The sequence below is a fragment of the Pseudomonas sp. P39-UII1 genome (assembly GCF_039672635.1).
GTDB lineage: Bacteria > Pseudomonadota > Gammaproteobacteria > Pseudomonadales > Pseudomonadaceae > Aquipseudomonas.
This window is the reverse complement of record NZ_JBDFPP010000004.1, coordinates 114,440-137,730: the sequence shown is the minus strand read 5'-3', so window position 1 is coordinate 137,730 and position 23,291 is coordinate 114,440. Positions and strand designations below refer to the sequence as shown.

The 23,291-nt window shown below is 63.1% G+C and carries 28 protein-coding genes; 18 read left to right on the top strand and 10 right to left on the bottom strand.

Features of this window, described 5'->3' with window-relative positions; translation table 11 throughout:
* Positions 1-49: 49 nt before the first annotated feature.
* Together gloA and ABEH27_RS07705 are read left to right on the top strand one after the other, a co-directional pair.
* Complete coding sequence (gene gloA, locus ABEH27_RS07710; protein WP_346612983.1) at positions 50-577, top strand: lactoylglutathione lyase; 528 nt, start codon at positions 50-52, stop codon at positions 575-577.
* Between the two features lie 109 nt (positions 578-686).
* Positions 687-929, top strand: a complete 243-nt coding sequence (locus ABEH27_RS07705) for a hypothetical protein (RefSeq protein ID WP_346612982.1) — start codon at positions 687-689, stop codon at positions 927-929.
* Positions 930-1,032: 103 nt separating this feature from the next.
* Here ABEH27_RS07705 and ABEH27_RS07700 read toward each other — a convergent pair whose 3' ends face one another.
* Complete coding sequence (locus ABEH27_RS07700) at positions 1,033-1,854, bottom strand: shikimate 5-dehydrogenase (RefSeq protein WP_346612981.1); 822 nt, start codon at positions 1,852-1,854, stop codon at positions 1,033-1,035.
* A gap of 162 nt (positions 1,855-2,016) precedes the next feature.
* Between ABEH27_RS07700 and ABEH27_RS07695 the strand changes: the two genes are divergently transcribed.
* From ABEH27_RS07695 to pbpG, 3 genes are all read left to right on the top strand, one after another.
* Positions 2,017-2,352, top strand: a complete 336-nt coding sequence (locus ABEH27_RS07695; protein ID WP_346612980.1) for a hypothetical protein — start codon at positions 2,017-2,019, stop codon at positions 2,350-2,352.
* A gap of 94 nt (positions 2,353-2,446) precedes the next feature.
* On the top strand, positions 2,447-2,629 hold the full coding sequence (locus ABEH27_RS07690) for a hypothetical protein (RefSeq protein ID WP_346612979.1): 183 nt from the start codon (positions 2,447-2,449) through the stop codon (positions 2,627-2,629).
* A 242-nt stretch (positions 2,630-2,871) separates the two neighbouring features.
* Positions 2,872-3,798: a D-alanyl-D-alanine endopeptidase gene (gene pbpG / locus ABEH27_RS07685; protein WP_346612978.1), complete on the top strand. Its 927-nt coding sequence runs from the start codon at positions 2,872-2,874 to the stop codon at positions 3,796-3,798.
* A 49-nt stretch (positions 3,799-3,847) separates the two neighbouring features.
* Here pbpG and ABEH27_RS07680 read toward each other — a convergent pair whose 3' ends face one another.
* The gene (locus ABEH27_RS07680) at positions 3,848-4,297 is read right to left on the bottom strand and encodes a hypothetical protein (protein WP_346612977.1); all 450 of its coding nucleotides are present in this window, start codon (positions 4,295-4,297) and stop codon (positions 3,848-3,850) included.
* A 200-nt stretch (positions 4,298-4,497) separates the two neighbouring features.
* Between ABEH27_RS07680 and ABEH27_RS07675 the strand changes: the two genes are divergently transcribed.
* The 9 genes from ABEH27_RS07675 (at position 4,498) to ABEH27_RS07635 (ending at position 12,064) form a co-directional block, all read left to right on the top strand.
* Positions 4,498-5,832: a SidA/IucD/PvdA family monooxygenase gene (locus ABEH27_RS07675; protein ID WP_346612976.1), complete on the top strand. Its 1,335-nt coding sequence runs from the start codon at positions 4,498-4,500 to the stop codon at positions 5,830-5,832.
* 176 nt (positions 5,833-6,008) lie between these two features.
* Positions 6,009-7,202: a PepSY domain-containing protein gene (locus ABEH27_RS07670; RefSeq protein ID WP_346612975.1), complete on the top strand. Its 1,194-nt coding sequence runs from the start codon at positions 6,009-6,011 to the stop codon at positions 7,200-7,202.
* Positions 7,199-7,738: a thiamine pyrophosphate-binding protein gene (locus tag ABEH27_RS07665; RefSeq protein ID WP_346612974.1), complete on the top strand. Its 540-nt coding sequence runs from the start codon at positions 7,199-7,201 to the stop codon at positions 7,736-7,738. Before ABEH27_RS07670 ends, ABEH27_RS07665 begins: the two co-directional genes overlap by 4 nt.
* Complete coding sequence (locus tag ABEH27_RS07660) at positions 7,735-8,055, top strand: hypothetical protein (protein ID WP_346612973.1); 321 nt, start codon at positions 7,735-7,737, stop codon at positions 8,053-8,055. Before ABEH27_RS07665 ends, ABEH27_RS07660 begins: the two co-directional genes overlap by 4 nt.
* A gap of 11 nt (positions 8,056-8,066) precedes the next feature.
* Positions 8,067-8,636 (top strand): DUF6162 family protein, encoded by a 570-nt coding sequence (locus tag ABEH27_RS07655; protein WP_346613197.1) that lies wholly within the window; start codon positions 8,067-8,069, stop codon positions 8,634-8,636.
* A gap of 17 nt (positions 8,637-8,653) precedes the next feature.
* Positions 8,654-9,556 (top strand): metal ABC transporter substrate-binding protein, encoded by a 903-nt coding sequence (locus tag ABEH27_RS07650; RefSeq protein ID WP_346612972.1) that lies wholly within the window; start codon positions 8,654-8,656, stop codon positions 9,554-9,556.
* The gene (locus ABEH27_RS07645) at positions 9,553-10,299 is read left to right on the top strand and encodes a metal ABC transporter ATP-binding protein (protein WP_346612971.1); all 747 of its coding nucleotides are present in this window, start codon (positions 9,553-9,555) and stop codon (positions 10,297-10,299) included. Before ABEH27_RS07650 ends, ABEH27_RS07645 begins: the two co-directional genes overlap by 4 nt.
* Positions 10,299-11,198 carry a metal ABC transporter permease gene (locus ABEH27_RS07640; protein WP_346612970.1) on the top strand — a complete coding sequence of 300 codons (900 nt, stop codon included), beginning with the start codon at positions 10,299-10,301 and terminating at the stop codon, positions 11,196-11,198. The genes ABEH27_RS07645 and ABEH27_RS07640 overlap by 1 nt, the downstream gene beginning before the upstream one ends.
* Positions 11,195-12,064, top strand: a complete 870-nt coding sequence (locus tag ABEH27_RS07635) for a zinc ABC transporter substrate-binding protein (protein WP_346612969.1) — start codon at positions 11,195-11,197, stop codon at positions 12,062-12,064. Before ABEH27_RS07640 ends, ABEH27_RS07635 begins: the two co-directional genes overlap by 4 nt.
* Before the next feature lie 111 nt (positions 12,065-12,175).
* Here the strand turns inward: ABEH27_RS07635 and ABEH27_RS07630 are convergent, their stop codons facing one another.
* The 6 genes from ABEH27_RS07630 to ABEH27_RS07605 all read right to left on the bottom strand — a co-directional run bounded on the left by ABEH27_RS07630 (position 12,176) and on the right by ABEH27_RS07605 (position 16,270).
* Positions 12,176-13,228: a DUF1615 domain-containing protein gene (locus ABEH27_RS07630; protein WP_346612968.1), complete on the bottom strand. Its 1,053-nt coding sequence runs from the start codon at positions 13,226-13,228 to the stop codon at positions 12,176-12,178.
* 26 nt (positions 13,229-13,254) lie between these two features.
* A complete protein-coding gene (locus tag ABEH27_RS07625) occupies positions 13,255-13,806 on the bottom strand; it encodes a hydrolase (protein WP_346612967.1) in 552 nt (183 codons plus the stop codon).
* Positions 13,807-13,862: 56 nt separating this feature from the next.
* Positions 13,863-14,582: an alpha/beta fold hydrolase gene (locus ABEH27_RS07620; protein ID WP_346612966.1), complete on the bottom strand. Its 720-nt coding sequence runs from the start codon at positions 14,580-14,582 to the stop codon at positions 13,863-13,865.
* Positions 14,579-14,800 (bottom strand): MbtH family protein, encoded by a 222-nt coding sequence (locus ABEH27_RS07615; protein ID WP_003256222.1) that lies wholly within the window; start codon positions 14,798-14,800, stop codon positions 14,579-14,581. Before ABEH27_RS07615 ends, ABEH27_RS07620 begins: the two co-directional genes overlap by 4 nt.
* 108 nt (positions 14,801-14,908) lie before the next feature.
* Positions 14,909-15,310, bottom strand: coding sequence for a hypothetical protein (locus ABEH27_RS07610; RefSeq protein WP_346612965.1), 402 nt, complete (start codon positions 15,308-15,310; stop codon positions 14,909-14,911).
* Between the two features lie 75 nt (positions 15,311-15,385).
* On the bottom strand, positions 15,386-16,270 hold the full coding sequence (locus tag ABEH27_RS07605; protein WP_346612964.1) for a LysR family transcriptional regulator: 885 nt from the start codon (positions 16,268-16,270) through the stop codon (positions 15,386-15,388).
* A 146-nt stretch (positions 16,271-16,416) separates the two neighbouring features.
* On the opposite strand from ABEH27_RS07605, the gene ABEH27_RS07600 reads away from it, so the two are divergent.
* Positions 16,417-17,436: an alpha/beta hydrolase gene (locus tag ABEH27_RS07600; protein ID WP_346612963.1), complete on the top strand. Its 1,020-nt coding sequence runs from the start codon at positions 16,417-16,419 to the stop codon at positions 17,434-17,436.
* A 500-nt stretch (positions 17,437-17,936) separates the two neighbouring features.
* On the opposite strand, the gene ABEH27_RS07595 is transcribed toward ABEH27_RS07600, so the two are convergent.
* Both ABEH27_RS07595 and ABEH27_RS07590 read right to left on the bottom strand, forming a co-directional pair.
* Positions 17,937-19,334: a PAAR domain-containing protein gene (locus tag ABEH27_RS07595; protein WP_346612962.1), complete on the bottom strand. Its 1,398-nt coding sequence runs from the start codon at positions 19,332-19,334 to the stop codon at positions 17,937-17,939.
* Positions 19,335-19,628: 294 nt separating this feature from the next.
* Positions 19,629-19,922 carry a DUF1330 domain-containing protein gene (locus ABEH27_RS07590; protein WP_346612961.1) on the bottom strand — a complete coding sequence of 98 codons (294 nt, stop codon included), beginning with the start codon at positions 19,920-19,922 and terminating at the stop codon, positions 19,629-19,631.
* A 78-nt stretch (positions 19,923-20,000) separates the two neighbouring features.
* On the opposite strand from ABEH27_RS07590, the gene ribBA reads away from it, so the two are divergent.
* The 3 genes from ribBA to ABEH27_RS07575 all read left to right on the top strand — a co-directional run bounded on the left by ribBA (position 20,001) and on the right by ABEH27_RS07575 (position 23,285).
* Positions 20,001-21,122 carry a bifunctional 3,4-dihydroxy-2-butanone-4-phosphate synthase/GTP cyclohydrolase II gene (ribBA, locus tag ABEH27_RS07585; RefSeq protein ID WP_346612960.1) on the top strand — a complete coding sequence of 374 codons (1,122 nt, stop codon included), beginning with the start codon at positions 20,001-20,003 and terminating at the stop codon, positions 21,120-21,122.
* Positions 21,123-21,345: 223 nt separating this feature from the next.
* Positions 21,346-22,371 (top strand): polyamine ABC transporter substrate-binding protein, encoded by a 1,026-nt coding sequence (locus tag ABEH27_RS07580; RefSeq protein WP_346612959.1) that lies wholly within the window; start codon positions 21,346-21,348, stop codon positions 22,369-22,371.
* Positions 22,368-23,285 (top strand): ABC transporter permease, encoded by a 918-nt coding sequence (locus ABEH27_RS07575; protein ID WP_346612958.1) that lies wholly within the window; start codon positions 22,368-22,370, stop codon positions 23,283-23,285. The genes ABEH27_RS07580 and ABEH27_RS07575 overlap by 4 nt, the downstream gene beginning before the upstream one ends.
* Positions 23,286-23,291 lie beyond the last annotated feature (6 nt).

The following is a 23,291-nucleotide window of genomic DNA, read 5'->3' as shown; positions in this document are numbered from 1 at the left end:
CCCTGTCTGTTCCGCTGGCCCCGCTGCCAGCCTCGTCTCTGGAGTACCCATGAGCCTGCACGATCTGCAAACCCTGCCAGGTGTCACCGCACAGCCTGACGCCGCTACCGCCAACTTCGTCTTCAACCACACCATGCTGCGGGTCAAGGACATCGAGAAATCGTTGGATTTCTACACCCGCGTGCTGGGCTTCCGCCTGGTCGATAAACGGGACTTCCCGGAAGCGGCCTTCAGCCTGTACTTCCTGGCGCTGGTCGACCCGGCGCAAATCCCTGCCGATGACGCCGCGCGCCACCAGTGGATGAAGTCAATTCCTGGCGTGCTGGAGCTGACCCACAACCACGGCACCGAGAACGACCCGGCGTTCGCCTACCACAACGGCAACACCGACCCACGCGGTTTTGGCCACATCTGCATCTCGGTGCCGGATGTGCGCGTTGCCTGTGCACGCTTCGAGGCACTGGATGTACCGTTCCAGAAGCGCCTGGCCGATGGCCGCATGAACCACCTGGCGTTCGTCAAGGACCCGGACGGTTACTGGGTCGAAGTGATCCAGCCAGCTGAACTCAAAGGCTGAGCACGCGTTGCGAGCCTCGTCGGCTCGCGCTCGTCGGGCCGGGAACTCCCGGCCCCTTGCTGTGGTATATGAAGGTAAGCGCTTCACTAGCCACAGCGAGGTAAGGACGATGCAATCTCTTCACTGTGAATACCGCGACCACACCATCACCGCCAGCGTGATGCCTCACCCAGACTCACCTCTTCCCTATGCGGCCGGCTGCCTGATCACCGACCCTGAAGGCCACACCAGCAGACGATTGTCGATGCCGATGAAGTTCTTCTCAGACCTTGAGCACGCTCAGCATGTGTCCTTGGCGCATGGCAGGGCCTTGGTGGATCAACGGCTGGACGAAGGGCATAAAGCCTTCTGAGGTGCTGGCAGCACTGGCCTCTTCGCGGGGCAAGCCCGCCCCTCAGGAAGTATGAACACTTGTGGGAGCGGGCTTGCCCCGCGAAGGGGCCGGCGCAGGCGACCTAGATATCCCGCGCGTAAGCCACGGCAGCGTCAACCTGCTCCGCCGTGGGCCGCACCCCGGTGTACAACACAAACTGCTCCAGCGCCTGAAGTGCAATTACCTCCAAGCCGGTGATCACCGGTTTGCCCAACGCCTGGGCCCGGCGAATCAGTGGCGTCAGCGCCGGCATCGCCACCACGTCGAACACCCGTTCGGCTGCTGCTATGGCGGCCTCGCTGAATGCCAGCTCCTGCGCTTGCGGGCCGCCCGCCATGCCAATTGGCGTCACGTTCACCAACATTGGCGGGCAACGATCACCCAGCTCGGCCACCCAGCGATAACCACACACGTCCGCCAGTTGCCGCCCGGCCTGCTCGTTGCGCGCCACGATGATGCCTTCCTTGAACCCCGCATCGCGCAGCGCGCTGGCAACCGCCTTGGCCATGCCGCCACTGCCGCGCAGGGCAAAGGCAGTGGCCGGGTCGACACGATGCTGTTCGAGCAATTGGCGCACCGCAAGGTAGTCGGTGTTATAGGCCTTGAGGTGGCCGTCGCAATTGACCAGTGTGTTGACCGACTCGATGGCTGCGGCTGACGGGTCAACCTCATCGACCAATGCCAGGCAGGCCTCCTTGTACGGCATCGAAACCCCGCACCCCCGAATGCCCAACGCCCGGATGCCCGCCACAGCAGCGGGCAGGTCAGCCGTGCTCATCGCCTTGTAGTAATAATCCAGGCCCAACTGCTGGTAGAGATGGTTATGAAAGCGCACCCCAAAGGTACCCGGCCTGCCGGCCAGGGAAATGCACAGTACCGTGTCTCTGCTGGGAGTTACCGTCATAACCTGCTCCTTGTTCATAACCTGAATCGTTTATTCAGCGTAACAGAGGCCACCACTGGTCGTCGCTTACACAACCTTTACCATTTCCCTGTGCTCAGCTGACAGATACCCGAGTCATATTGATAAGGCCCCAAGCGCGGGGTTTTATCACGAGGTAGTCACATGAACCGTCTTGTTCCTGGAATCGTCCTGCTGGTCGGTGCCCTGGCCATCAGCGGGCAAGCATCCGCCCACGGTGGCGGCGGTGGCTGGTATGGCCCAGGCCCCCTGTTGGGTGCTGCTGTGGTCGGGGCAGTGGTCGGGGCGACGGTTTCCGGCGGCCATGACCGTACCGTCTATGTCGAGCGCCAGCCCGCTTACTATCCGCCACCCCCGGTATACGTGCAGGCGCCGCCGCCTCCAGTGTACTACCAGCCCTATTACGTTCCGGCTCCACCGCCGCCGGCCTATCGCGTTTATGGCCCGCCACCGGTGTACTACGGCCCGCCACGCTGGTAACTGTTGATAAAGCTAATGAGCACTATTGAGCAAGTTGATTTCAAACCGGACCGGCTGCTGCGTAAGGTAGGGCCATGTTTTACAGGAGGTCCACATGGCCACTATCCATATCATGTCCGTTGTCGGCAGCGCCGTCCCTTCTACCCTGCGTGAAAAGGGCCTGCTGGCTTGCTGGTACCTGGTCAGCAACGGCGAAGCGGTGAGCGGCCCATTGGCCACCCGCGCCTCTGCCCAGGCGCTTGCCGAACAGCTCCAAGCCGACTGCCTGATCGCTTGACCGAATTTGTTGTGCGTTGCTCCCTACGCCTGTTCTGACCCGCCGCTTGGCGGGTCTTTTTTTGCCCGACCAAACCGACGAACGGATGCGGCAAAACCGTTACAGCATGAAGCTTTTTTCATATCGATGGGGTGGTGTAACGAGCAATCGACAGCCGTTAAGCCATACTCCACAATGCGAGCGTTTTTTGGGGGAAAACCCTTGCACAGCCAACGACATACCAACTTTTAGTGAGCCTCAACGTGAAAACATCCCTGTCCATCCTCAGCCTGCTGCTGTTGCTCACAGGTACCGCGACCCTCCCGTCGACCGCTGCTGCACAACCCCCTGCCCAGGTTCAACGCGACCCTTCAAAGCTGCATCTGGCTTCCGGCAGCGCCCTGCTGATCGACCTGAACACCAACCAGGAACTGTATTCGAGCCACGCCGACCGCGTGGTGCCGATCGCCTCGGTGACCAAACTGATGACGGCGATGGTGGTGCTGGACGCCAAGCTGCCCATGGATGAGATGCTCACCATGACCATCGCCAACAACCCGGACATGAAAGGCGTCTACTCGCGCGTACGCCTGGGCAGTGAGCTGAACCGCCGCGAAACCTTGCTGATCACCTTGATGTCGTCGGAAAACCGCGCCGCCACCACCCTGGCCAACCACTACCCCGGTGGTTACCCGGCATTCATCAAGGCGATGAATGCGAAGGCCCGCAGCCTGGGCATGGCGCATACCCGTTACGTGGAGCCGACCGGCCTGTCGACGCAGAACGTTTCCAGCGCCCGCGACCTCGCCAAGCTGCTGATGGCATCACGCAAGTACCCGATGCTGAGCGAGCTGTCGACCACCCGCGAGAAAACCGTGGCGTTCCGCAAGCCCAACTACACGCTGGGCTTCCGCAATACCGACCACCTGGTGAACAAGAGCAACTGGGACATCAAACTGACCAAGACCGGCTTCACCAATGAAGCCGGCCATTGCCTGGTACTGCTGACCCGCATGGATAACCGTCCGGTGGCCATGGTGATCCTTGACGCCTTCGGCAAGTACACCCACTTTGCCGATGCCAGCCGCATGCGCCAGTGGCTGGAAACCGGCGCAGCCAAGCCGGCACCGGCAGTGGCGATGCAGTACAAGTCGGACCGGCAGACCAAAAGCCGGTTGGCTTCGGACTAACCGCTGCGGGCCATTCGCGGGTTAGCCGCGAATGGCCCATGCAACCCCTTCACGCCTGCGTGCTGACCATCCCGCCAGCACTGCTGCCGCCGGTCTTCTGCAACGCTTCGAGCAGTTGTGCCGTGGCAGTCATGATCTCGCCATTGATCGTGGCAATACTCGCCTGCTTGCCCGTCACTGCGGCCAACTTGGCCGTCTCGTCCATCTTCTGCGCCATCAGATTGGCCAGTTGCTTTTGCTCATCGGCCAACTGCTTCTGCAGCTTCTTGATCATCTCGCGCAGTTGCTTGATGTGTGCGGGCTCGGAACTCTCGTCGCTCTGCTGCGCACCTTGCGCGCCGCCGCCGCCCTGAGCCTTCGCGGTTTCCGTTGACGCGGCCTGGGCGCCGCTCTTCTGTGCGTCGTCGGTTTTTTCGGTTTCACTGCCGCTGGCAGCCTGGGCCGTGCTTGCAGCCTGCACCGATGCCGTGTTGATGGTGACCGCTGAGATGCCTGTCATGTTCGAGCCCCTGCCTTCAAATAGGTCCTTGCGTTGACCCCACTATCGGCAGGGCTGCGCAATTCTTTAGGCCGCCCAGGCCATCGCCTGCGCGGCACCTCAGTAAATTCCCCACCACGTGGCTCGTTCCAACCAATGTACTCGCGCAGGAGCCGGAGCACCGGCGGGCGCCCACATTCGACCGTTATGGAATCGCAGCCATGAGCCAGTCTTCAAACACGGAAACCATCAAGGATCTGATCGGCGTCGGCTTCGGCCCGTCCAACCTGGCCTTGGCCATCGCCCTGGAAGAGCTCGCGCAGACCCAAGGCCATGCCCTCGACGCACTGTTCATCGACAAGCAGAAGGAATACCGCTGGCACGGCGAAACCCTGGCCACCCAGAGTGAGCTGCAGATCTCTTTCCTCAAGGACCTGGTCTCGCTGCGCAACCCCACCAGCCCCTACAGCTTCGTCAATTACCTGCACCAGAAGCAACGCCTGGCCGACTTCATCAACCTCGGCACCTTCTATCCCTGCCGCCTGGAGTACAACGACTACCTGCGCTGGGCTGCCGAGCATTTCGCCACCCAGGCCGTGTACGGCGAAGAAGTGCTGCGTATCGAGCCGGAAGTCAAAGCCGGCCGGGTCGAGCACCTGCGCCTGGTATCACGCGATGTAGAAGGCCGCGAATACAGCCGACGCACCCGCTCGGTGGTGGTCGGCAGCGGCGGCACGCCGAAAATTCCGGAAAAGTTCGGTGCGTTCAAGGATGATCCTCGTGTGTTCCACCACTCACGGTATTTGAGCAGCCTCAACAAACTGCCGTGTGCCGAAGGCAAGCCGATGCGTATTGCGGTGATCGGCTCCGGCCAGAGCGCCGCCGAAGCGTTCATCGACCTCAACGACAGCTACCCGTCGGTAAAGGTCGACATGGTGCTGCGTGGGTCCGCGCTCAAACCGGCTGACGACAGCCCATTCGTCAACGAGATCTTCTCGCCGGACTACACCGACCTGGTCTTCAACGAACCCGCTGACCAGCGCGCCAAGCTGCTGGGTGAATACCACAACACCAACTACTCGGTGGTCGACCTGGACCTGATCGAGCGCATTTACGGCATCCTCTACCGCCAGAAGGTGTCCCATCAGTTCCGCCACAACGTGCTGTGCCGTCGCCACGTGGACGCTGTAGTCGCCACCCGCGAGGGCATCGAGCTGACCCTGCGCGACCTGGCCACCGGCCAACAGCAGACGCACCGTTACGACGCGATCATTCTCGCCACCGGCTACGAGCGCCGCTCACACCGCGACCTGCTCGCACCGCTGGCAGGCTACCTGGAAGACTTTGCCGTCGACCGCAACTACCGCGTACTCGCGAGCCAGGACCTGCAAGCATCGGTTTACCTGCAAGGATTCTGCGAAAACAGCCATGGCCTGAGCGATACCCTGCTCTCGGTGCTGCCATCGCGTGCAGCCGAAATCGGCCAGGCCCTTTACCACGACCTGGCTCGCCAACAAGGCAAAGCGCAACCCGTGGCCGCCCTGACCAGCGCCTGATCTCCCCGCGCAGCCCTTCAAAAGCCGGCACGGTGCCTCGCGCACCTGCCGGCTTTGTGCTTTCCGAAACATTTGCTTGCATTTAAATCGGCAGGATTTCCATTCTCATTCGTCTTTATAAATGCAGCCCCAGTGGTTGGGCATAAGCTCGACCCTCATTTTCAGAAGACCGACTGATGGCCAAATCACCGAAAAAATCCAAGTCCAAGCTGTGGTTCCTGGTCCACAGCTGGCTCGCCCTGCCGATCTGGTTCTTCGTCCTGATCGTCTGCTTCACCGGCATGCTCGCCGTGGTCAGCCAGGAAATCGTCTGGCTGGCCAACCCCGATGTGCGTGCCAGCCAGCCTGACGACAGCGCCGAACGCCTGAGTTTTCAGCAAGTGCTGGACGCTCTGAACCAGGCCGAACCCGACATGTCCGTGCGCTCGTTGAGCCAGCCGGATGGCTCGCATTTCGCCATCAAGGCACGTGTAACCCTCGCCGATGGCACCACGCCGACGCTGTACGTCAACCCGTACACCGGGGCGATCCAGGGCAAGATGCCTGACTTCAACTTCGAGGCCTTCACCCGTGCCCTGCACGGCTGGTGGCTGGTGCCATTCACCAACGGGTACAGCTGGGGCTGGTACCTGGTGTCGCTGCTGGGCTTGCCCATGCTGGCATCGCTGGTCACCGGCCTGGTCGTGTACAAGAAGTTCTGGAAAGGCTTTTTCAAACCCGTGCGCACCGGCCACGGATCGCGCATCTTCTGGGGCGACCTGCATCGCCTGGCCGGCGTCTGGTCCATCTGGTTCATCGCGGTCATTTCGATAACCGGCATCTGGTTCTTGATCCAGGCGATCCTCGGCGACAATCACATCACCATTTCCAGCGAACCGGTGGTACCGGTGATTGCCCGTGAGCAGGTGCCGCAGAGCACCGATGGCAGCCCCGCGCCACGCATCGACCTGGACGAGGCCGTGCGCATCGCCGGCCTGGCCATCCCGGGCGTCGACATCAGCTTAATCTCGCTGCCTGCCACCGCCTACAGTCACATCGACCTGGGTGGGCGCGGCTGGTACCCGCTGATGTTCCAAAGCGCCGCGGTCAACCCCTATACCCGCGTCGTCGACAGCCAGTTCCTGCTTGGCGACCGCAGCGCCCTGGAGTTCGTCACCGAATCAATGCGGCCTTTGCATACCGGTGACTTCGGCGGCCTCGCGATCAAGCTGGTGTGGTTCTTCTTCGGCCTGGTCCTGACGCTGATGGTCTTGAGCGGCCTGCTGATCTGGACCAAACGCACCGCACAGGCCACCGCTGCTGCACTCAAGCGCAGCGAACGGGCACCCCGTGCGCGGGCCAGCGACATCACCGCGGAGATTCAACCATGAGCCAGGCCCGAGCCCTCCCCGCCAACCCGTTGAAACAGTTCTGGCTGAAGTGGCGCTTCCACCTGAACATCCTGCTGATCCTGATTCCGCTGGGCTTCATGCCCAAGTACTTCGCCGACGCCAGAATGTTCCGCGGCGATGCCGGGCTGGGCGTGAACCAGATCAGCGATATCCAGGTCGGCCCCTACAGCATCGACCTTGCCGAATTGCGTGACGAGGCGCCCCGCGCCGACGGCCCGGCCGGCCATTTCAAAGCCTTCAACGCTGCGTTGTGCAAGGCCTGCACCAACGAAGTGAAGGCCGTCTACCTGCGCATCGGCAAACCCCGCAGCCTGCGTGCAGCCGGCACCATCTTCTTCGGCGCGCCGTACCGCATGGGCACCAACCTGCCGGTACCACCACGCACCCGGCCCGACGCGCAGGTGTGGGTCACCATCGAAGGCTGGGACGGCAGCATGCACCAGGCGTCGGTCCCGCTCGCCAAGGCTTCGCCGGCCACCGTGGCCTGGCTCGAGAAACAAGGAGGCAAACCATGAAACACCTGATGCGCAGGCTCGCCCTGCCCCTGCTGATGCTGGCCGCAGGCCCTGCCCTGGCCCACAACCCGATGTGCGAATGCAAAGCGGTCGACGCCGGCCAAGTGAAATGCACCGGCGGCTTCTCCGACGGCAGCGGCGCCCCGGGGGTGACCCTGGACGTGATCGGCTACGACGAGCAGGTACTGGTCGGCGGCAAGCTCGGCGAGGATTCGACGCTTACCTTCAAGCGCCCGGACGGTGAGTTCTACGTGCTGTTCGACGCCGGCCCCGGCCACGTGGTGGAAGTCGACTACGCCGACATCGCGCAACCATGAGCGGCCCGACCCTGAGCCGCACCCAGCTGGTGCGCCCCGCCGGTGCCGGGCATGAAACCCTGTATGTGCTGCTGGTCAGCCTGCTGATCGTGATCGTCGCCGCCACGGTGGTGCTGCTGCGGGGTGAGCGCGAGGACGAGCAAGCCATCGCCAGCCATCAGATCGACGCCCGCCGCGACCTGTCGGCCGCCGAGCAGGGCATCTACACCGACCTGCTGGTAGCGTTCGATGAGGTCCAACTGCTGCGCGAAGAAACCGCTGCGGTCCCTGGCGTAGAAGCCTTGGCCGAAGAAGGCCTGCCACCGTTCGTGATGGACGCAGGTAGCCAGAGCCGTGGCAGCCACCAGTGGCAATGGCTGCAGGCCGGCGCTTATCTCGGCCGCAGCCAGGCGCCGCAGGTGGCCGGCAGCTTCCTGCTGATCTTGCCGGGCGACAGCAACGGCCAGGCCGATGTCTGGCTGCGCCGCGACAGCGCCGCCGTGGTGCCGGACGACCTCGGCCAGGCCGCGCTAATCGCCGCCGGCTGGCAGCAAGTGGTCAGCCATTACGACGCTGGTGTCACCCGCGAACACCGTCACTGAACCCAAGGAATTTCCCCATGTTCCGCTCTGCATTCGCCCTGCTCCTGGCCTTCGCCCTGCCGGCCCTGGCCCTGGCCGACACCGGCAAGCCCCTGCGCATCGGCATCACTCTGCACCCGTATTACAGCTACGTGAGCAACATCGTCGGTGACAAGGCCGAGGTGGTGCCGCTGATTCCAGCAGGCTTCAACCCGCATGCCTACGAGCCACGGGCTGAGGACATCAAGCGCATCGGCAGCCTGGATGTGGTGGTGCTCAACGGTGTAGGCCATGACGATTTCGCTGACCGCATGATCGCCGCCAGCGAAAAGCCTGACATCAAGACCATCGAAGCGAACCAGAACGTGCCGTTGCTGGCAGCCACCGGCATCGCCGCGCGCGGTGCGGGCAAGGTGGTCAACCCGCATACCTTCCTGTCGATCAGCACCACCATCGCCCAGGTCAACAACATCGCCCGCGAACTTGGCAAGCTCGACCCCGACAACGCCAAGTTCTATACCCAGAACGCCCGCGCCTACGCCAAGCGCCTGCGCACCTTGCGCGCCGAGGCGCTGGCCAAGGTCACCGAGGCCCCGGGCGCCAACTTTCGCGTTGCCACCATTCACGCCGCCTACGACTACCTGGTGCGCGACTTTGGCCTGGAAGTCACCGCCGTAGTCGAACCTGCCCACGGCATCGAGCCGAGCCCGGCGCAACTGAAGAAAACCATCGACCAGCTCAAGGCGCTGGACGTCAAGGTGATCTTCTCGGAGATGGACTTCCCGTCGGCCTATGTCGAGACCATCCAGCGCGAATCGGGCGTGCGCCTGTACCCGCTTACGCACATTTCCTACGGCGAATACACCCCGGAAAAATACGAAGTGGAGATGAAGCGCAACCTCGACACGGTGGTCCGCGCTATCCAGGAGAACCGCGCATGACCGCTGCCGCCAACCTCGTGACGCACGGCGGGCCACGCATCGAGTTCGCTGGCATCGACCTGACACTCGGCCGCACGCGCATCCTCGAACAGGTCGCTTTCAGCGTCACCGCTGGCAGCGTGCACGCCATCGTCGGGCCCAACGGCGGCGGCAAGAGTTCGCTGATCAAGACCCTGCTCGGTCAGATGCCCCACCAGGGCCAGCTGACCCTGGACTGGCCGGGTGAGCAGCAGGTGATCGGTTATGTGCCGCAAGCGCTGGAGTTCGACCGTGGCCTGCCGATGACCGTCGACGACTTCATGGCCGCGATGTGCCAGCGGCGCCCGGCCTTCCTCGGCCTGTCGCGCCGCGTGCAGCCGGCCATCGATGCGGCGCTGGCACGGGTGGGCATGCTCGACAAGCGCAAACGGCGCATGGGCGCGCTGTCGGGCGGCGAGCGCCAGCGCGTGCTGCTGGCCCAGGGCCTGATCCCCGAACCGCAGTTGCTGGTGCTCGACGAACCCATGTCGGCGCTGGACGAAGCCGGCATTCAGGTGTTCGAACAGTTGCTGCATGGCTGGCGCCAGGCCGGCACCACCGTGCTGTGGATCGAACACGACCTGCAGGCGGTGCTGCGCCTGGCCGACCGGGTCACCGGCCTGAGCCGCCAGGTATTGTTCGACGCCCCACCGGCACAAGCCCTGACCCCGGAGCGGCTGCTGAGCCTGTTCTCCGTCCACCCGCGCAGCGAGAGCGTCGCCTGATGAGCTATGAAGCATTTCGCCAACTGGTCCAGGAATGGGCCAGCGCTGGCTTCCTGCCGGAGGCGCTGGCCTACGGTTTCGTGATCAACGCACTGGTCGCCGGGCTGATGATCGGGCCGGTACTGGGCGGCCTTGGCACCCTGGTGGTGGTCAAGCGCTTTGCCTTCTTCTCCGAGGCGGTCGGCCATGCCGCCCTCACCGGCGTGGCCATCGGCATCCTGCTTGGCGAGCCCTACACCGGCCCCTATGGCAGCCTGTTCGGCTACTGCCTGCTGTTCGGCATCTTGCTGAACTTCCTGCGCAACCGCACCGGGCTGTCGCCTGACACGCTGATCGGGGTATTTTTGTCGGTGTCGTTGGCGCTGGGTGCGAGCCTTTTGCTGATGCTGGCCGGCAAGATCAACGTGCATATCCTCGAGAACGTGCTGTTCGGTTCGGTACTGACCGTCAGCGCCCACGACCTGGTGGTGCTTGGGGTGGTCGCAACCCTGGTACTGGCGCTGGCCCTGCCACTGTATAACCGCATCATCCTGGCCAGCTTCAACCCGCAACTGGCGGCGGTACGTGGCGTGGCGGTGAAGACCCTGGACTACCTTTTCGTGGTGCTGGTGACACTGGTCACGGTCGCGTCGGTGAAGGTGATCGGGGCGATCCTGGTCGGTGCGCTGCTGGTGATCCCGGCGGCAGCCGCGCGCCTGGTCAGCCAGTCGCTCAAGGGCTTCTTCTTCATCTCGGTGCTGATTGCAACACTGAGCACGCTGCTGGGCATCCTGCTGCCGATCGTCTTCGACCTGCCAGTGCCCTCGGGCGCGGCGATCATCCTGGTCGCCGGCATCTGCTTCGCCCTCGCAGCCCTCGCCCGCGCCCTCGTCCCACGCCTGCAAGGAAACCCGGCATGAACCTGAAACAGCTGACTTTGGCGCTGGCCCTGGCCGGCCTGCCTGCGCTCTCATCTGCCACGCAAGTGCTGACCACTCTGCCGGTTACCCACAGCCTGGCCAGCGCCTTGCTCGACGGCACCTCGGTGCAACTCAAGCGCGCCGCCCCGGCCAACCTGCCGGCCAGCCGCCAACCTTCCTACTTCAGCAGCCGTGGTGGTGATAGCCTGGCCAAAGCTGCGCAGCAGGCGGATGCGGTGATCGGTGTGCGCTCGATCTGGCGCGACGACCCGCTGTACCCGATGGCCCGGCGCAGCAATATCCGCATCGTCGAGATCGATGCCGCGCGGCCGGTTGACGGCGCCCTGCCGGGTATCGCGGTGAGTGGCGACGACGCCTACGGCGCCTACCCCTGGCTGAACCCGACCAACCTGGGGCGCATGGCCGACGTATTGGCCAATGACCTGGAGCGCCTGGCGCCTGCCGACAAGGCGAAGATCCAGGGCAACCTGGCGGGGCTCAAGCGCCAGTTGCTGGAGCTGACAGCCAATAGCCAGACCCAGTTGGCCAAGGCCGACAACCTGACCGTGGTCAGCCTGTCCGAGCGACTGGGTTACCTGGCCAGCGGCCTGAACCTGGATGTGGTGGAGCAGGCGCTGCCGGCCGACGGCAAGTGGGATGACGCGGCGCTCGAGGCGCTGGCCGAGAACCTCAAGGAGCAGGACGTTGCGCTGGTGCTGGACCACCGGCAACCGGATGCGCAGGTGGCCGAGGTGATCAAGGCTAGCGGGGCCAAACTGCTGGTGGTCGAAAGCGACCCCGAAGATGCAGTGGTCGGGCTCAAGGCCAGTGTCGATCAGGTGGTCGGGGCACTGAGCAAAGGATGATGCTGCCTGGCCTGGCCCTTTCGCGGGGCAAGCCCGCTCCCACAGGGTATTTGCAGTGGACTTGTGGGAGCGGGCTTGCCCCGCGAAAAGGCCGGCACTGACACAGCAGATCTAACGCTTCATGCACCGCTGATACCGCTCATCCACCCGCCCTGCAAACCACGCCGTGGTCAGCTTGCGGGTAATCTTCGGGCTCTTCAGTTCGATCCCCGGCAGCCTCGCCCGCGCCACCGGCTTGCCCGCCGCGGCATCAGCCAGCGCGAACACCCCGCTGTACAGCTTGCTGTCCTCGAACGCCAGGCTGTCGCCCAGCGCCAGCTGGCTGCGGATCTGTGGGTTGCGCAGCCCCAGCTTCGCGCCCAGCTTGCGCGCCGCCTGCTCGGTGGTACCTGGCATGATCGCGCCCGGGGCAATCAGGTCGCCATCCAATGCCAACGCCACGCCTGTCACCGAGCTCAAGGCAGCTTGAAACGCGGCATTGCGGCTGGCGTACCAACCGGCGTTGAAATCGGCAAAGCGATAAAGCTGGCGATCGTAGTGGGCGGGGTAGCCGAGCAAATGGCCGATGCCGAAGTACATACCGCCTCGCCGACTGAAGACTTCCTGGCGAATCGTGCCGTCGTAGGTGTAGGGATAATCCTTGGCGTGCTGCTCGGCAAACTCGACACTGACCTGCATCGGGCCACCGGTGTGCACCGGGTTGAGGCCGCCGAGCAACGTCTTGCCCAGCGGCAGGCCGGCGATGAACTCGTCGTACAGGGCACTCAGCTGCCGCTCACTGCGCACCGCGAGCAGCCGCTGCTGGTAGGTCTTGCCATTGCCCGACGGTGTCTTCAACGCGCCGTCGACCAGCAAGCCCGGAATATGCAAGCTGGCTGCACGGCGGTCGATTTCTGCACGGGCGATGCGCCCCAGGTTTGGCACCTGCGGGTCGGCATTGAAGGTCGACTCCTGTTCGGTCACCGCCAGCATCGCGCACAGGTTGCTCTTGCTCGGCGCAATGCGCTGGGCTTCGAACGCCACCTGGATATCCTTGGCCCAGCCTTCGCGGTCCTTGGCCTGGGCAGGCAGCAAGCGCATGAGCTGGGCGCGCACCTTGGCAGGGTCGGCTTCGGGCTCTTCCTCGCGGCGCCCGGCGCAGCCCTGCAGCAGCGCCAAGGCCATCAGCCCCGCTGCCAACAACCGCCCGTTCAGGGCTGATCACCGACCATGTAGGTCTTGCTGATGTGGCGGAAACGAGGGTGGCTGGCGCTGCCCATCAGCTCGAACAGGACCATTTCACGGGTGACGATGTGCGCCCCGGCCTGGCGCATGCGCGCAAACCCCGCCGCCCTGTTAGCCGCGGTACGGCTGTCGCAGGCATCTTCGACCACGAATACCTGCTTGCCCAGGCCCAGCAGGCCGAGGACGGTCTGCAGCACACAGACGTGGGTTTCCATGCCACAGACGATCACGTGCTCACGGGCCATCAGGCTGGCGGGCAGGCACTGCGCCGCGACGCAGGAAAAGTGGCTCTTCTCCACCACCTCGGCCGCCGGGGCCGCGGCAATGAGCTCAGGCAGGGTGTGGCCCAGCCCTTTGGGATACTGCTCCGAGATCACGATCGGCAGCTCCAGTTCGGCACTCGCGGCCAGCAACCAGCGCGCACGTGCGCGGGTGCCCTCGGGGTCGCTCATGGCGCCGATGAGTTTTTCCTGGATGTCGACGGCCAACAGCGTGGCCTTGTGAGGGTCGATCAGCATGGTCTGCCTCTTGCCTGGGAAAACCCTAGCCTCCCCCAGGCAAGCGGCGGCGTCAATCAGGCCGAACGCCTGAGCGGCTCCAGCGACGCAGCCAGCGCAGCGAGTACGCGGTCCTCGTGCTCATGGATGAAGAAGTGGCTGCCAGGGAACATCCGCAAGGTGAATTCACCGTGGGTTTCTTGCCGCCAGGCCAGCAACTGCTCCTCGCTGGCCCGGTCATCTTCGCCCCCTAGCACGTGCAGCGGGCACGCCAAGGCGGGCCGCTGGCGGTAGGCATAACGGCCGCAGAGCAAAAAGTCGGCGCGCAGGATCGGCAACGTCAGGCTCATCAGCTCGGCGTTGGCCAACACTTCTTCCGGGGTGCCATTGAGCTCGCGCAGCTCGTTCCTCAGCTCATCGTCAGACTTCGGGTCGCGCCAATTCTTGCCGTCGTAATCCTCACGCCGGGTCGGCGCTGCGGTACCGCAGGCGAACAACGCCCGTGGCGGCGGGCAGCCCAGCGCCTGCAGCTCGTGGGCCAGCTCGAAGGCCAGCAACGCGCCCAGGCTATGGCCCAACAGTGCATACGGCGCCGCAGCGGCCAGGCGTTGCTCGGCTGCCAGTTGCCTGGCAAGGGCCTGCATGTCGGTGTGCAGCGGCTCGCCCATGCGCGCACCGCGCCCGGGCAATTCGACCGGGCGCAGCTGAATCCAGGCCGGCAGCTTGCGCCGCCAGCGACTGTAGACCATGGCGCTGGCGCCTGAATACGGCAGGCACAGCAGGTTGAGTACGGTCACTGTGCAGCGGCTTCAGCCATCTTCTGACGCAGGCTCAGCGGGCGCATGTCGGTCCAGACCTCGTCGATGTAAGCCAGGCAGTCCTTCTTCAGGCCGCTCTTGCCCACAGCACGCCAGCCGTTGGGGATCGCCTTGTAGTCGGGCCAAATGGAATACTGCTCTTCGTGGTTGACCACTACCTGGAACTGGATATCGTCGCGGTCGAAAACGGAAGTCATTGCCTGTCTCCTTGAGTGATAGATGCCCACGTGCGCTTGGCGTAGGGCGGCTCTCAGATAGACGTAGGAAGCTTCCGGAAAATTAGGGGCTGTTTTTGGCGTAGCAGCTCACGCCCCGCCAAGCAAATCATGCGCATCCAGCAACCGGTACGCCACCTCGGGGTTGCGCTCCAGCCCCCGCCGAATCGCCGCAGGAATCGACTGCCGGGTCTTGCGACATAACCCCGCCTGCTGATCCAACTCAATGACAATACCGCGCATCGTGCGCACTTCGTTGAACCCAGGCGCAATGCGCACGCGGATACCCAGGTTTTCGTACATCCGTTTCTGCAGCCGCTGCAGGTCTTCCAGGTCTTTGAGGTTTTCCAGGCGTACGAGCAGCCGCTTCTCCTCCTGCCGGGTGAGCAAGAGGATGCGCTGCGCCGCCGACGGGTGCTCGTCCAACCGTTCGCGGCCGCAGTCACAGGCGCCAGGCGGGCACGGTTGGCGTAGGGAAGGTGCTGTGCTCATAGGCCCAAGCATAGCCTGAACGCACCCATTTGCGCCTCTGCCAGCAAAGGCCGCTCCTGCGAATCAGCCCCAGCGTTACAACTGCACCAAGCGCTCCCGCAAGAACGCCACGAACCCTTGCACCGGCCTCGCTACCTGCCGGTGCTGCGGGTACACCGCCGACAACTGCAGCGCCGGCGGCGTCCAGGCGTCCAGCACGCGCACCAGGCGCCCATCGGCCAGCGCCTGCCCGACGATGAACGTCGGTAGGTAAGTCACCCCCATGCCGGCTATCGCCGCATCCCGCAGCAATTCGCCATTGTTGGCCCGCATCCGCCCGGCCACCGCAATCGCCTGCGCCTTGCCGCCGTGCTTGAACTGCCACTGCACCTGCCGTGAATGCCCGTAGGGCAGGCAGTCGTGCCCGGCCAGTGCTTCTGGCAGCGCTGGCGTACCCCGCGCGTCGAGATAGCCGGGGCTTGCGCAATACACCCGTTCGACACTGGCGATGCGCCGCGCAATCAAGCTGGAATCTTCCAGCGCACCGATGCGCAAGGCCAGGTCATAGCCTTCACCGATCAGGTCCACGGCCCGGTCGCTAAGGTCCACTTCCACGTCTACCAGCGGGTGCAAACGCAGGAATTCGGTCAGCAGGCAACCCAGGTGCGCGATGGCAAACGACAGCGGCGCACTCAGCCGCAAAGTGCCGCGCAGGGCCTGATCCTGGCCGCTGATGTCGTGCTCCACCTGCTGCACTTCACCCAGCAGGCGCAGCGCCGACTGGTAGTAGTGCTGGCCCAGCGGCGTGGCGTCAAGGCGCCGGGTAGAGCGGTTGAGCAAGCGCACGCCCAGGCGGTCTTCGAGTTGCATCAGGCGCCGGCTGACGGATTGCTTGGACATGCCCAGGCGGTCTGCGGCCGCAGTAAAGCTGCCGGCTTCCATGACCTGGGCAAAGATCCGCATGTCTTCGTAGGGGTTCATTGTCTCGCTCCTGGTGACAGTAAAACGCTTTATAACGGCTTTTTCCCATCCGTGCATCTGCCTAATCTACTCACAAGTCGCAGCGATGGCCCTGAAGGCCAGGCAAGACGGCCACCCACAGCATTTGCACAGAAAAGGATTCGCGCATGAACATTGTCCACAAAACCCTCACCGCCAGCCTCCTTGCCTTGTCCGTGTCCAGCGCTTTCGCTGCAGGCAGCCCAGGCGTCGAGCACCACACCCAGGCCTTCCTCGAAGCCCTGGAAAAAGGCGGCGGCAAGCCGCTCGAGCAACTCAGCCCGAAAGACGCCCGCGCCGTGCTGACCGGCGCCCAGGCCTCGGTCAAGGTCGACCTGTCGGGCATCGAAGTGCAAGAACGCACCCTCCAGGCCAACGGCGAGTCGATCAAGCTGCAAATTGTGCGGCCAGCCAACGCCAAGGGTGAACTGCCGGTGTTCATGTTCTTCCACGGTGGCGGCTGGGTGCTGGGCGACTTCCCGACCCACCAGCGGCTGATCCGCGACCTGGTGGTCGGCTCCGGCGCAGTGGCGGTCTATGTGGACTACACGCCGTCACCCGAAGCGCACTACCCCACCGCGATCAACCAAGCCTATGCCGCGACCCGCTGGGTGGCCGAGCATGGCAAGGAGATCGGCGTGGACGGCAAGCGCCTGGCGGTGGCCGGCAACAGCGTCGGCGGCAACATGGCCGCAGTGGTAGCGCTCAAGGCCAAGCAGGCGGGTACCCCGAAGCTGCGCTTCCAGCTGCTGCTGTGGCCGGTAACCGATGCCAGCTTCGAGACCGGGTCGTACAAGCAGTTTGCCGAAGGGCACTTCCTGACCACCGGGATGATGAAATGGTTCTGGGACAACTACACCCTTGATACCAAGGCACGTGAACAGATCTACGCCTCGCCGCTGCGGGCCAGCAGCGAGCAGCTCAAAGGCTTGCCACCGGCGCTGGTGCAAACGGCCGAGTTCGATGTGTTGCGCGACGAAGGCGAGGCTTATGCGCGCAAGCTGGATGCGGCTGGGGTGGCGGTGACCTCGGTGCGCTACAACGGGATGATTCATGACTATGGGCTGTTGAACCCGCTGAGCCAGGTGCCTGAGGTGAAGGCGGCGATGCGCCAGGCGGCTGGAGAGTTGAAAGTGCATTTACAGTAATGCGCTAGAAAAAAGACCCGCGTGAGCGGGTCTTTTAGGTTTTGCAATCTACCCAATTCGAGCAACGTGGCACAGACGACCTGACGGCGGCTTTCCGCCCTCAGTGCAGCCGCGTAATTTACATGTCTACGAAAACAACGCCAAGGATCGACCATAGTGCGCCAGCAACCATCAGTCCCATTGCTACGCTCATTCGCCGCCGCAAATATTCAGGAAACTGGTCAATATCGTCAGGATGCAACTGACCACGGCGGATGAAAAGGTTAGGCCATAGCACTGCACTGCTCATCCCAGCTACAACCATGAATCTCGCACGTAGGCTCAGCGTTCCTGAAAAGTGTGCCTCCTCTACCAGCAACGAGCTGCGCCTGAACGCGTGACACATAACCATGAAATGCCGCGAACCGGCGATATAGAAATCAATCGCTAATCCTATAACAATCATTCCCAGAGGGCAGCACAAGAAGACTAAGCGAGCATAAATTGTCCAATCCTCTAACCTAGTTATATATAAACTCATAAATTTGCTCCCCCGCCTTTTCGCCGATTGTCTCTACACCTTTAGATACACCAAAGGCCGTGGCGCCAACTGTGACAATCCCGCAGGCAGCTTTACCCCAAACTCCAAACTGGCACACCGCTACAGCCGCCGCTCTTCCAACTCCCGCGCCCAACGCCCCACCGGCAAGTCCACCTGAGAAACTGCCAGTCTCCGTAAAACGCACTTTCTTACACTCATCTGTCTCACCGGCACGGCAAGCTTCATGTACCTTCAGGTAGGAAGCGCTGGCACCGAGTCCGACCCCAACCCAACCCCCGTACTTCAGGTATTTGGAGACCTTCGCCACCTCGTCCAGGTGCGTGACGTAACCCGGGATCTGCCCTGGCACACCCGCTTTCTTCCAGTGATGCACCACACTTTTGGTAGAGATCCCGAGATCACGCCGTAAATTGTCGTAGCTGCCCAAGCCTAGCGATTTGTTCAGAAACGCTGTGCGCAATTGGCCATCCAGTTGTTTGTGGAGCTGCTTGCGCAACGCAAAAAATTCAGGGCTGTTCAGATGGCCATGCAGCGCAAATTGGCGTTGGTGTAAAGCTTCGATCCCTTTCAATGTATCCTTTACCTGCGCCAGCCCCTTCTCAAGCATATTCGTGCCCACCCCCATGGACTGGCTCGCACCATTGAGCACCCCGGCAATCTCACCGATGTGCTTCATCATGAAGTTGGCCTCTTCATCTGTAAGCATCGCCAGCGTCGCTCTTGCCTCCTGTGCCACCATCATCAGGTCAGTCTGCGCAGCACTGCAGGAAAACCCGCTGCGGGGGCTGCCGAGCACGAAGATTTCACCCGCTTTGAAACCTTGCGCAGAACCAGGATTCAAGCGCTGCAACAATGCCACTGGCAGAGGGCTGTTCACCTCCCCAAGGCTCTGAAGCACCTGCTCGAACGACATGCTACGTTGCACAATGTGGAAGCCAGGCTCAAGTGCAGACAATGAGCCAACGGGAGATGCGTGGTACGCCTGAGCTGGGGTTTGCCCTGATGAAGAAGCCGGGGAACGGGCGGCAGGGGCAGGCGATGTAACCTGGGCAGAACGGCTGCCAGCCCCGTGCACGGCTGACTGCGCAATCACCCGGTTGCTGCCGCTCGGGCAATCACACTTGACGAGCGCCCCATCCACAACAGCCGGTTTACCGCCGATGACGAAAAAACTCACCCCTTCCACGATGATGCCGGCCTTCTCGCACTTCGGGCACTCGGTCGTGGCATCGCCCAGACGCAGCGCACGTCGGTTGTCTCCCCGGTAGCTGGTACTGCTGGCAATACAGACCGCGCCGGTGGTGGTGATATCACCCTCCAGCGCCTGCCCTTTTCCATGTATCGATATGCGCGTCATGCCTAGCCTCCTGCCGTAGAACACTGGAAGCTAACACCGGAAACGCATGTATCGACCTGGCGCAACGAAAATCAGAATTGCCCTACAAGCGTTATGCTGGTGGCGAGAATGACTGTTGAAAAGAAGTAATGGTAAAGGTGGCGCAGGTACTGGTGCTTGAAGTCCGGCTACGAGAGTTGCCGGTATGCCATGACTCTGCAGCGGCTGTTCACGGGTAACCTTGCATGCCCCCACTGGTACGACGGAGCACATGAGTGTTCTGTAATACCCACGAAGAAGCCGGTACTGATCATCTCAGGGCTCGAACCCTTCGACAATGATGACCTCAGCCTTGGCCACCCCCTGGCGATGGCTGCAGGCGTCCTGATACAGCTCAGAGCGATAACAGGCCACCGCCTGCTCGTACGACTCGAACTCGATCACCACACTGCGCTGCGGCGTCGGCCGCCCCTCCATCGCTTCGCTGCGCCCTCCCCGCGCCAGAAACCGCCCGCCAAACGCAGCAAAGGCCGCAGGCGCCCGTTGGGTGTACTGCTGGTACTGCTCGAGGTCGGTCACGTCCACGTGGGCGATCCAGTACGCTTTCATCCGCTGATCTCCTGTTGCAAAAATATTTATGTATGATGGTATACCATAATAATCACCCTACAACAGTGAGTGTGCAGCATGCCCTTCAACAGCATCGAAGAACTCCTCGAGGACTACCGGCAAGGCAAGATGGTCCTGTTGGTGGACGACGAGGATCGGGAAAACGAGGGCGACCTGCTGATCGCCGCCGAGCACTGTGACGCCCAGGCCATCAACTTCATGGCCCGCGAAGCGCGCGGCCTGATCTGCCTGACGCTGACCGACGAGCATTGCCAGCGCCTGGGCCTGGAGCAGATGGTACCGGCCAACGGCAGCGTGTTCAGCACCGCCTTCACCGTGTCGATCGAGGCCGCCGCGGGCGTCACCACCGGCATTTCCGCCGCCGACCGCGCGCGTACCGTCGCCGCCGCCATGGCCGCCGACGCCCGCCCCGAAGACCTGGTACAGCCTGGCCATATCTTCCCCTTGCGCGCCCGTGAAGGCGGTGTGCTGAACCGCGCTGGCCACACCGAAGCGGGTTGCGACCTGGCGCGCCTGGCCGGCTTTGCCCCTGCCTCGGTAATCGTCGAAGTGCTCAACGACGACGGCACCATGGCCCGGCGCCCCGACCTGGAAGTGTTCGCCGCCCGCCACGGCATCAAGATCGGCACCATCGCCGACCTGATCCATTACCGGCTGAGCACCGAGCAGACCATCAAACGTATCGGCGAGCGCGAACTGCCGACCGTGCATGGCACCTTCCGCCTGGTCACCTACGAGGACCGTATCGAAGGCGGTGTGCACATGGCCATGGTGATGGGCGATATCCGCCGCGAGCAGCCGACGCTGGTGCGCGTACATGTGATCGACCCGCTGCGCGACCTGGTCGGCGCTGAATACGCCGGGCCGGCCAACTGGACGCTGTGGGCGGCGCTGCAGAAGGTTGCCGAGGAAGGCACCGGCGTGGTGGTGATCCTGGCCAACCATGAATCCTCCCAGGCGCTGCTGGAACGGGTGCCACAGCTGACCCAGCCGGTGCGACCTTACCAGCGTGGGCAGTCGAAGGTGTACTCGGAGGTGGGTACCGGTGCACAGATTCTGCAGGACTTGGGCGTCGGCAAGCTGCGCCACTTGGGCCCGCCGTTGAAATATGCCGGGCTGGCCGGGTATGAGCTGGAAGTGGTGCAGAGCATTCCGTACGAGCCAGTGATGGTCAGCTGATACAGGGGCTCTGTAGGCGCAGCGGAGTGATGGCCGGTAGCCTGATGCCTCTTGCCAAAAGTTTGGAATACCATAATATGATATCCCGTAGACCTTAAAATCTCGGGCCGCCACCTACACTTGTTAACGGCCACCGACACTTTGTTTTAGCTGCTCCCCGAATACTGTTGGCGGGCGCACTACCAGCCCCGCCTCGAATAACAAAAGCAACGAGGGCGTAACCATGCTGTTGAGCAAACGTGTAACCGCTGTGCTGTCCGCCAGCCTGCTGACCCTGGCCTGTCAGGCCGTCCAGGCCGCCGACAGCCTCAACTTCGTCAGCTGGGGCGGCACCACCCAGGACGCCCAGAAAGAAGCCTGGGCGGTGCCGTTCAGCAAATCGACCAACATCAAGGTCGTCCAGGACGGCCCCACCGACTACGGCAAGCTCAAGGCCATGGTCGAGAGCGGCAACGTGCAGTGGGACGTGGTCGACGTGGAAGCTGACTTTGCCCTGCGCGCCGCCAGCGAAGGCCTGCTCGAACCCCTCGACTTCAACACCATCCAGCGCGACAAGATCGACCCACGCTTCGTCTCCGATCACGGCGTAGGCTCGTTCTTCTTCTCGTTCGTGCTGGGCTACAACGAAGGCAAACTGGGCGCCAACAAGCCGGTGGACTGGACCGCCCTGTTCGATACCAAGACCTACCCTGGCAAGCGCGCCCTGTACAAGTGGCCGAGCCCCGGCGTGCTGGAGCTGGCCCTGCTCGCAGACGGCGTGGCACCCGAAAAGCTCTACCCGCTGGACCTGGACCGCGCCTTCAAAAAGCTCGACACCATCAAGAAAGACATCGTCTGGTGGGGTGGCGGCGCCCAGTCCCAGCAGCTGCTGGCCTCAGGTGAAGCCTCGCTCGGCCAGTTCTGGAACGGCCGCGTCTACGCGCTGCAGCAAGACGGTGCACCGGTTGGCGTGAGCTGGAAGCAGAACCTGGTCATGGCCGATTTCCTGGTCATTCCCAAAGGCGCCAAGAACAAGGACGCGGCCATGAAGTTCCTGGCCAACGCCAGCAGCGCCGAAGGCCAGGCCGACTTCGCCAACAAGACCGCCTACGCGCCGGTCAACGTCGACAGCATCGCCAAGCTCGACAAGGACCTTGCGCAGAACCTGCCGACCGCCTATGCCCAGGATCAAGTCACGCTGGACTTCGCCTACTGGGCGAAGAACGGCCAAACCATCGCCGCGCGCTGGAATGAGTGGTTGGTCAAATGAAAGTCGCCATCAACGCCCTGCACAACGCGCAAGGTGCCCCCACGGGCACCGGCGCCCCGGGAACGGCCCCACGCCGGGTAAGCCTGGGCCAGCGCTGGAAAGGCAGCCGTAACCTGCTGCCTGCCCTGCTGTTCCTGGGGCTGTTCTTCTTCGCCCCGCTGATCGGCCTGCTGCTGCGCGGTGTGCTGGAGCCAGTGCCGGGCCTGGGCAACTACGAGCAGCTGTTCGCCAACTCGGCGTATGCACGGGTACTGTTCAACACCTTCTCGGTCGCCGGTGTGGTCACCCTGATCAGCGTGCTGCTGGGCTTTCCGCTGGCCTGGGCGATCACCTTGGTGCCCAATGGCTGGGGCCGCTGGCTGCTGAACATCGTGCTGCTGTCGATGTGGACCAGCCTGCTGGCGCGCACCTACTCGTGGCTGGTGCTGCTGCAAAGCTCGGGCGTGATCAACAAGGCGTTGATGGCGATGGGCATCATCGATGCGCCGCTGGAGATGGTCCACAACCTGACCGGTGTGGTGATCGGCATGAGTTACATCATGATCCCGTTCATCGTGCTGCCGCTGCAGGCGACCATGCATGCCATCGACCCGATGGTCCTGCAGGCAGGCGCCATTTGCGGCGCCAGCCCGTGGACCAACTTCTGGAAGGTGTTCTTGCCGCTGTGCCGTTCGGGCTTGTTCTCGGGGGCGCTGATGGTATTCGTGATGTCGCTCGGTTACTACGTCACCCCGGCGTTGCTCGGCGGTGCGCAGAACATGATGCTGCCCGAATTCATCATCCAGCAGGTGCAGTCGTTCCTCAACTGGGGCCTGGCCAGCGCCGCCGCCGCGCTGCTGGTGGTGATCACCCTCGTGCTCTTCTACCTGTACCTGAAGCTGCAGCCGGAGTCCCCGGTCGGCAATGCGAGGTAATACGCC

Excerpts from the sequence above, each read along its gene's own strand:
- ABEH27_RS07645 (WP_346612971.1), top strand. The coding sequence starts at position 9,553 with ATGACCGCTGCCGCCAACCTCGTGACGCACGGCGGGCCACGCATCGAG.
- ABEH27_RS07665 (WP_346612974.1), top strand. The coding sequence starts at position 7,199 with ATGAGCCAGGCCCGAGCCCTCCCCGCCAACCCGTTGAAACAGTTCTGG.
- ABEH27_RS07695 (WP_346612980.1), top strand. The coding sequence starts at position 2,017 with ATGAACCGTCTTGTTCCTGGAATCGTCCTGCTGGTCGGTGCCCTGGCC.
- ABEH27_RS07595 (WP_346612962.1), bottom strand. The coding sequence starts at position 19,334 with ATGACGCGCATATCGATACATGGAAAAGGGCAGGCGCTGGAGGGTGAT.
- ABEH27_RS07680 (WP_346612977.1), bottom strand. The coding sequence starts at position 4,297 with ATGACAGGCATCTCAGCGGTCACCATCAACACGGCATCGGTGCAGGCT.
- ABEH27_RS07690 (WP_346612979.1), top strand. The coding sequence starts at position 2,447 with ATGGCCACTATCCATATCATGTCCGTTGTCGGCAGCGCCGTCCCTTCT.
- ABEH27_RS07705 (WP_346612982.1), top strand. The coding sequence starts at position 687 with ATGCAATCTCTTCACTGTGAATACCGCGACCACACCATCACCGCCAGC.
- ABEH27_RS07635 (WP_346612969.1), top strand. The coding sequence starts at position 11,195 with ATGAACCTGAAACAGCTGACTTTGGCGCTGGCCCTGGCCGGCCTGCCT.
- ABEH27_RS07700 (WP_346612981.1), bottom strand. The coding sequence starts at position 1,854 with ATGACGGTAACTCCCAGCAGAGACACGGTACTGTGCATTTCCCTGGCC.
- ribBA (WP_346612960.1), top strand. The coding sequence starts at position 20,001 with ATGCCCTTCAACAGCATCGAAGAACTCCTCGAGGACTACCGGCAAGGC.
- gloA (WP_346612983.1), top strand. The coding sequence starts at position 50 with ATGAGCCTGCACGATCTGCAAACCCTGCCAGGTGTCACCGCACAGCCT.
- ABEH27_RS07615 (WP_003256222.1), bottom strand. The coding sequence starts at position 14,800 with ATGACTTCCGTTTTCGACCGCGACGATATCCAGTTCCAGGTAGTGGTC.
- ABEH27_RS07630 (WP_346612968.1), bottom strand. The coding sequence starts at position 13,228 with ATGGCCTTGGCGCTGCTGCAGGGCTGCGCCGGGCGCCGCGAGGAAGAG.
- ABEH27_RS07590 (WP_346612961.1), bottom strand. The coding sequence starts at position 19,922 with ATGAAAGCGTACTGGATCGCCCACGTGGACGTGACCGACCTCGAGCAG.
- ABEH27_RS07640 (WP_346612970.1), top strand. The coding sequence starts at position 10,299 with ATGAGCTATGAAGCATTTCGCCAACTGGTCCAGGAATGGGCCAGCGCT.
- ABEH27_RS07600 (WP_346612963.1), top strand. The coding sequence starts at position 16,417 with ATGAACATTGTCCACAAAACCCTCACCGCCAGCCTCCTTGCCTTGTCC.
- ABEH27_RS07660 (WP_346612973.1), top strand. The coding sequence starts at position 7,735 with ATGAAACACCTGATGCGCAGGCTCGCCCTGCCCCTGCTGATGCTGGCC.
- ABEH27_RS07610 (WP_346612965.1), bottom strand. The coding sequence starts at position 15,310 with ATGAGCACAGCACCTTCCCTACGCCAACCGTGCCCGCCTGGCGCCTGT.
- ABEH27_RS07650 (WP_346612972.1), top strand. The coding sequence starts at position 8,654 with ATGTTCCGCTCTGCATTCGCCCTGCTCCTGGCCTTCGCCCTGCCGGCC.
- ABEH27_RS07580 (WP_346612959.1), top strand. The coding sequence starts at position 21,346 with ATGCTGTTGAGCAAACGTGTAACCGCTGTGCTGTCCGCCAGCCTGCTG.
- ABEH27_RS07605 (WP_346612964.1), bottom strand. The coding sequence starts at position 16,270 with ATGAACCCCTACGAAGACATGCGGATCTTTGCCCAGGTCATGGAAGCC.
- ABEH27_RS07675 (WP_346612976.1), top strand. The coding sequence starts at position 4,498 with ATGAGCCAGTCTTCAAACACGGAAACCATCAAGGATCTGATCGGCGTC.
- ABEH27_RS07575 (WP_346612958.1), top strand. The coding sequence starts at position 22,368 with ATGAAAGTCGCCATCAACGCCCTGCACAACGCGCAAGGTGCCCCCACG.
- ABEH27_RS07625 (WP_346612967.1), bottom strand. The coding sequence starts at position 13,806 with ATGCTGATCGACCCTCACAAGGCCACGCTGTTGGCCGTCGACATCCAG.
- ABEH27_RS07670 (WP_346612975.1), top strand. The coding sequence starts at position 6,009 with ATGGCCAAATCACCGAAAAAATCCAAGTCCAAGCTGTGGTTCCTGGTC.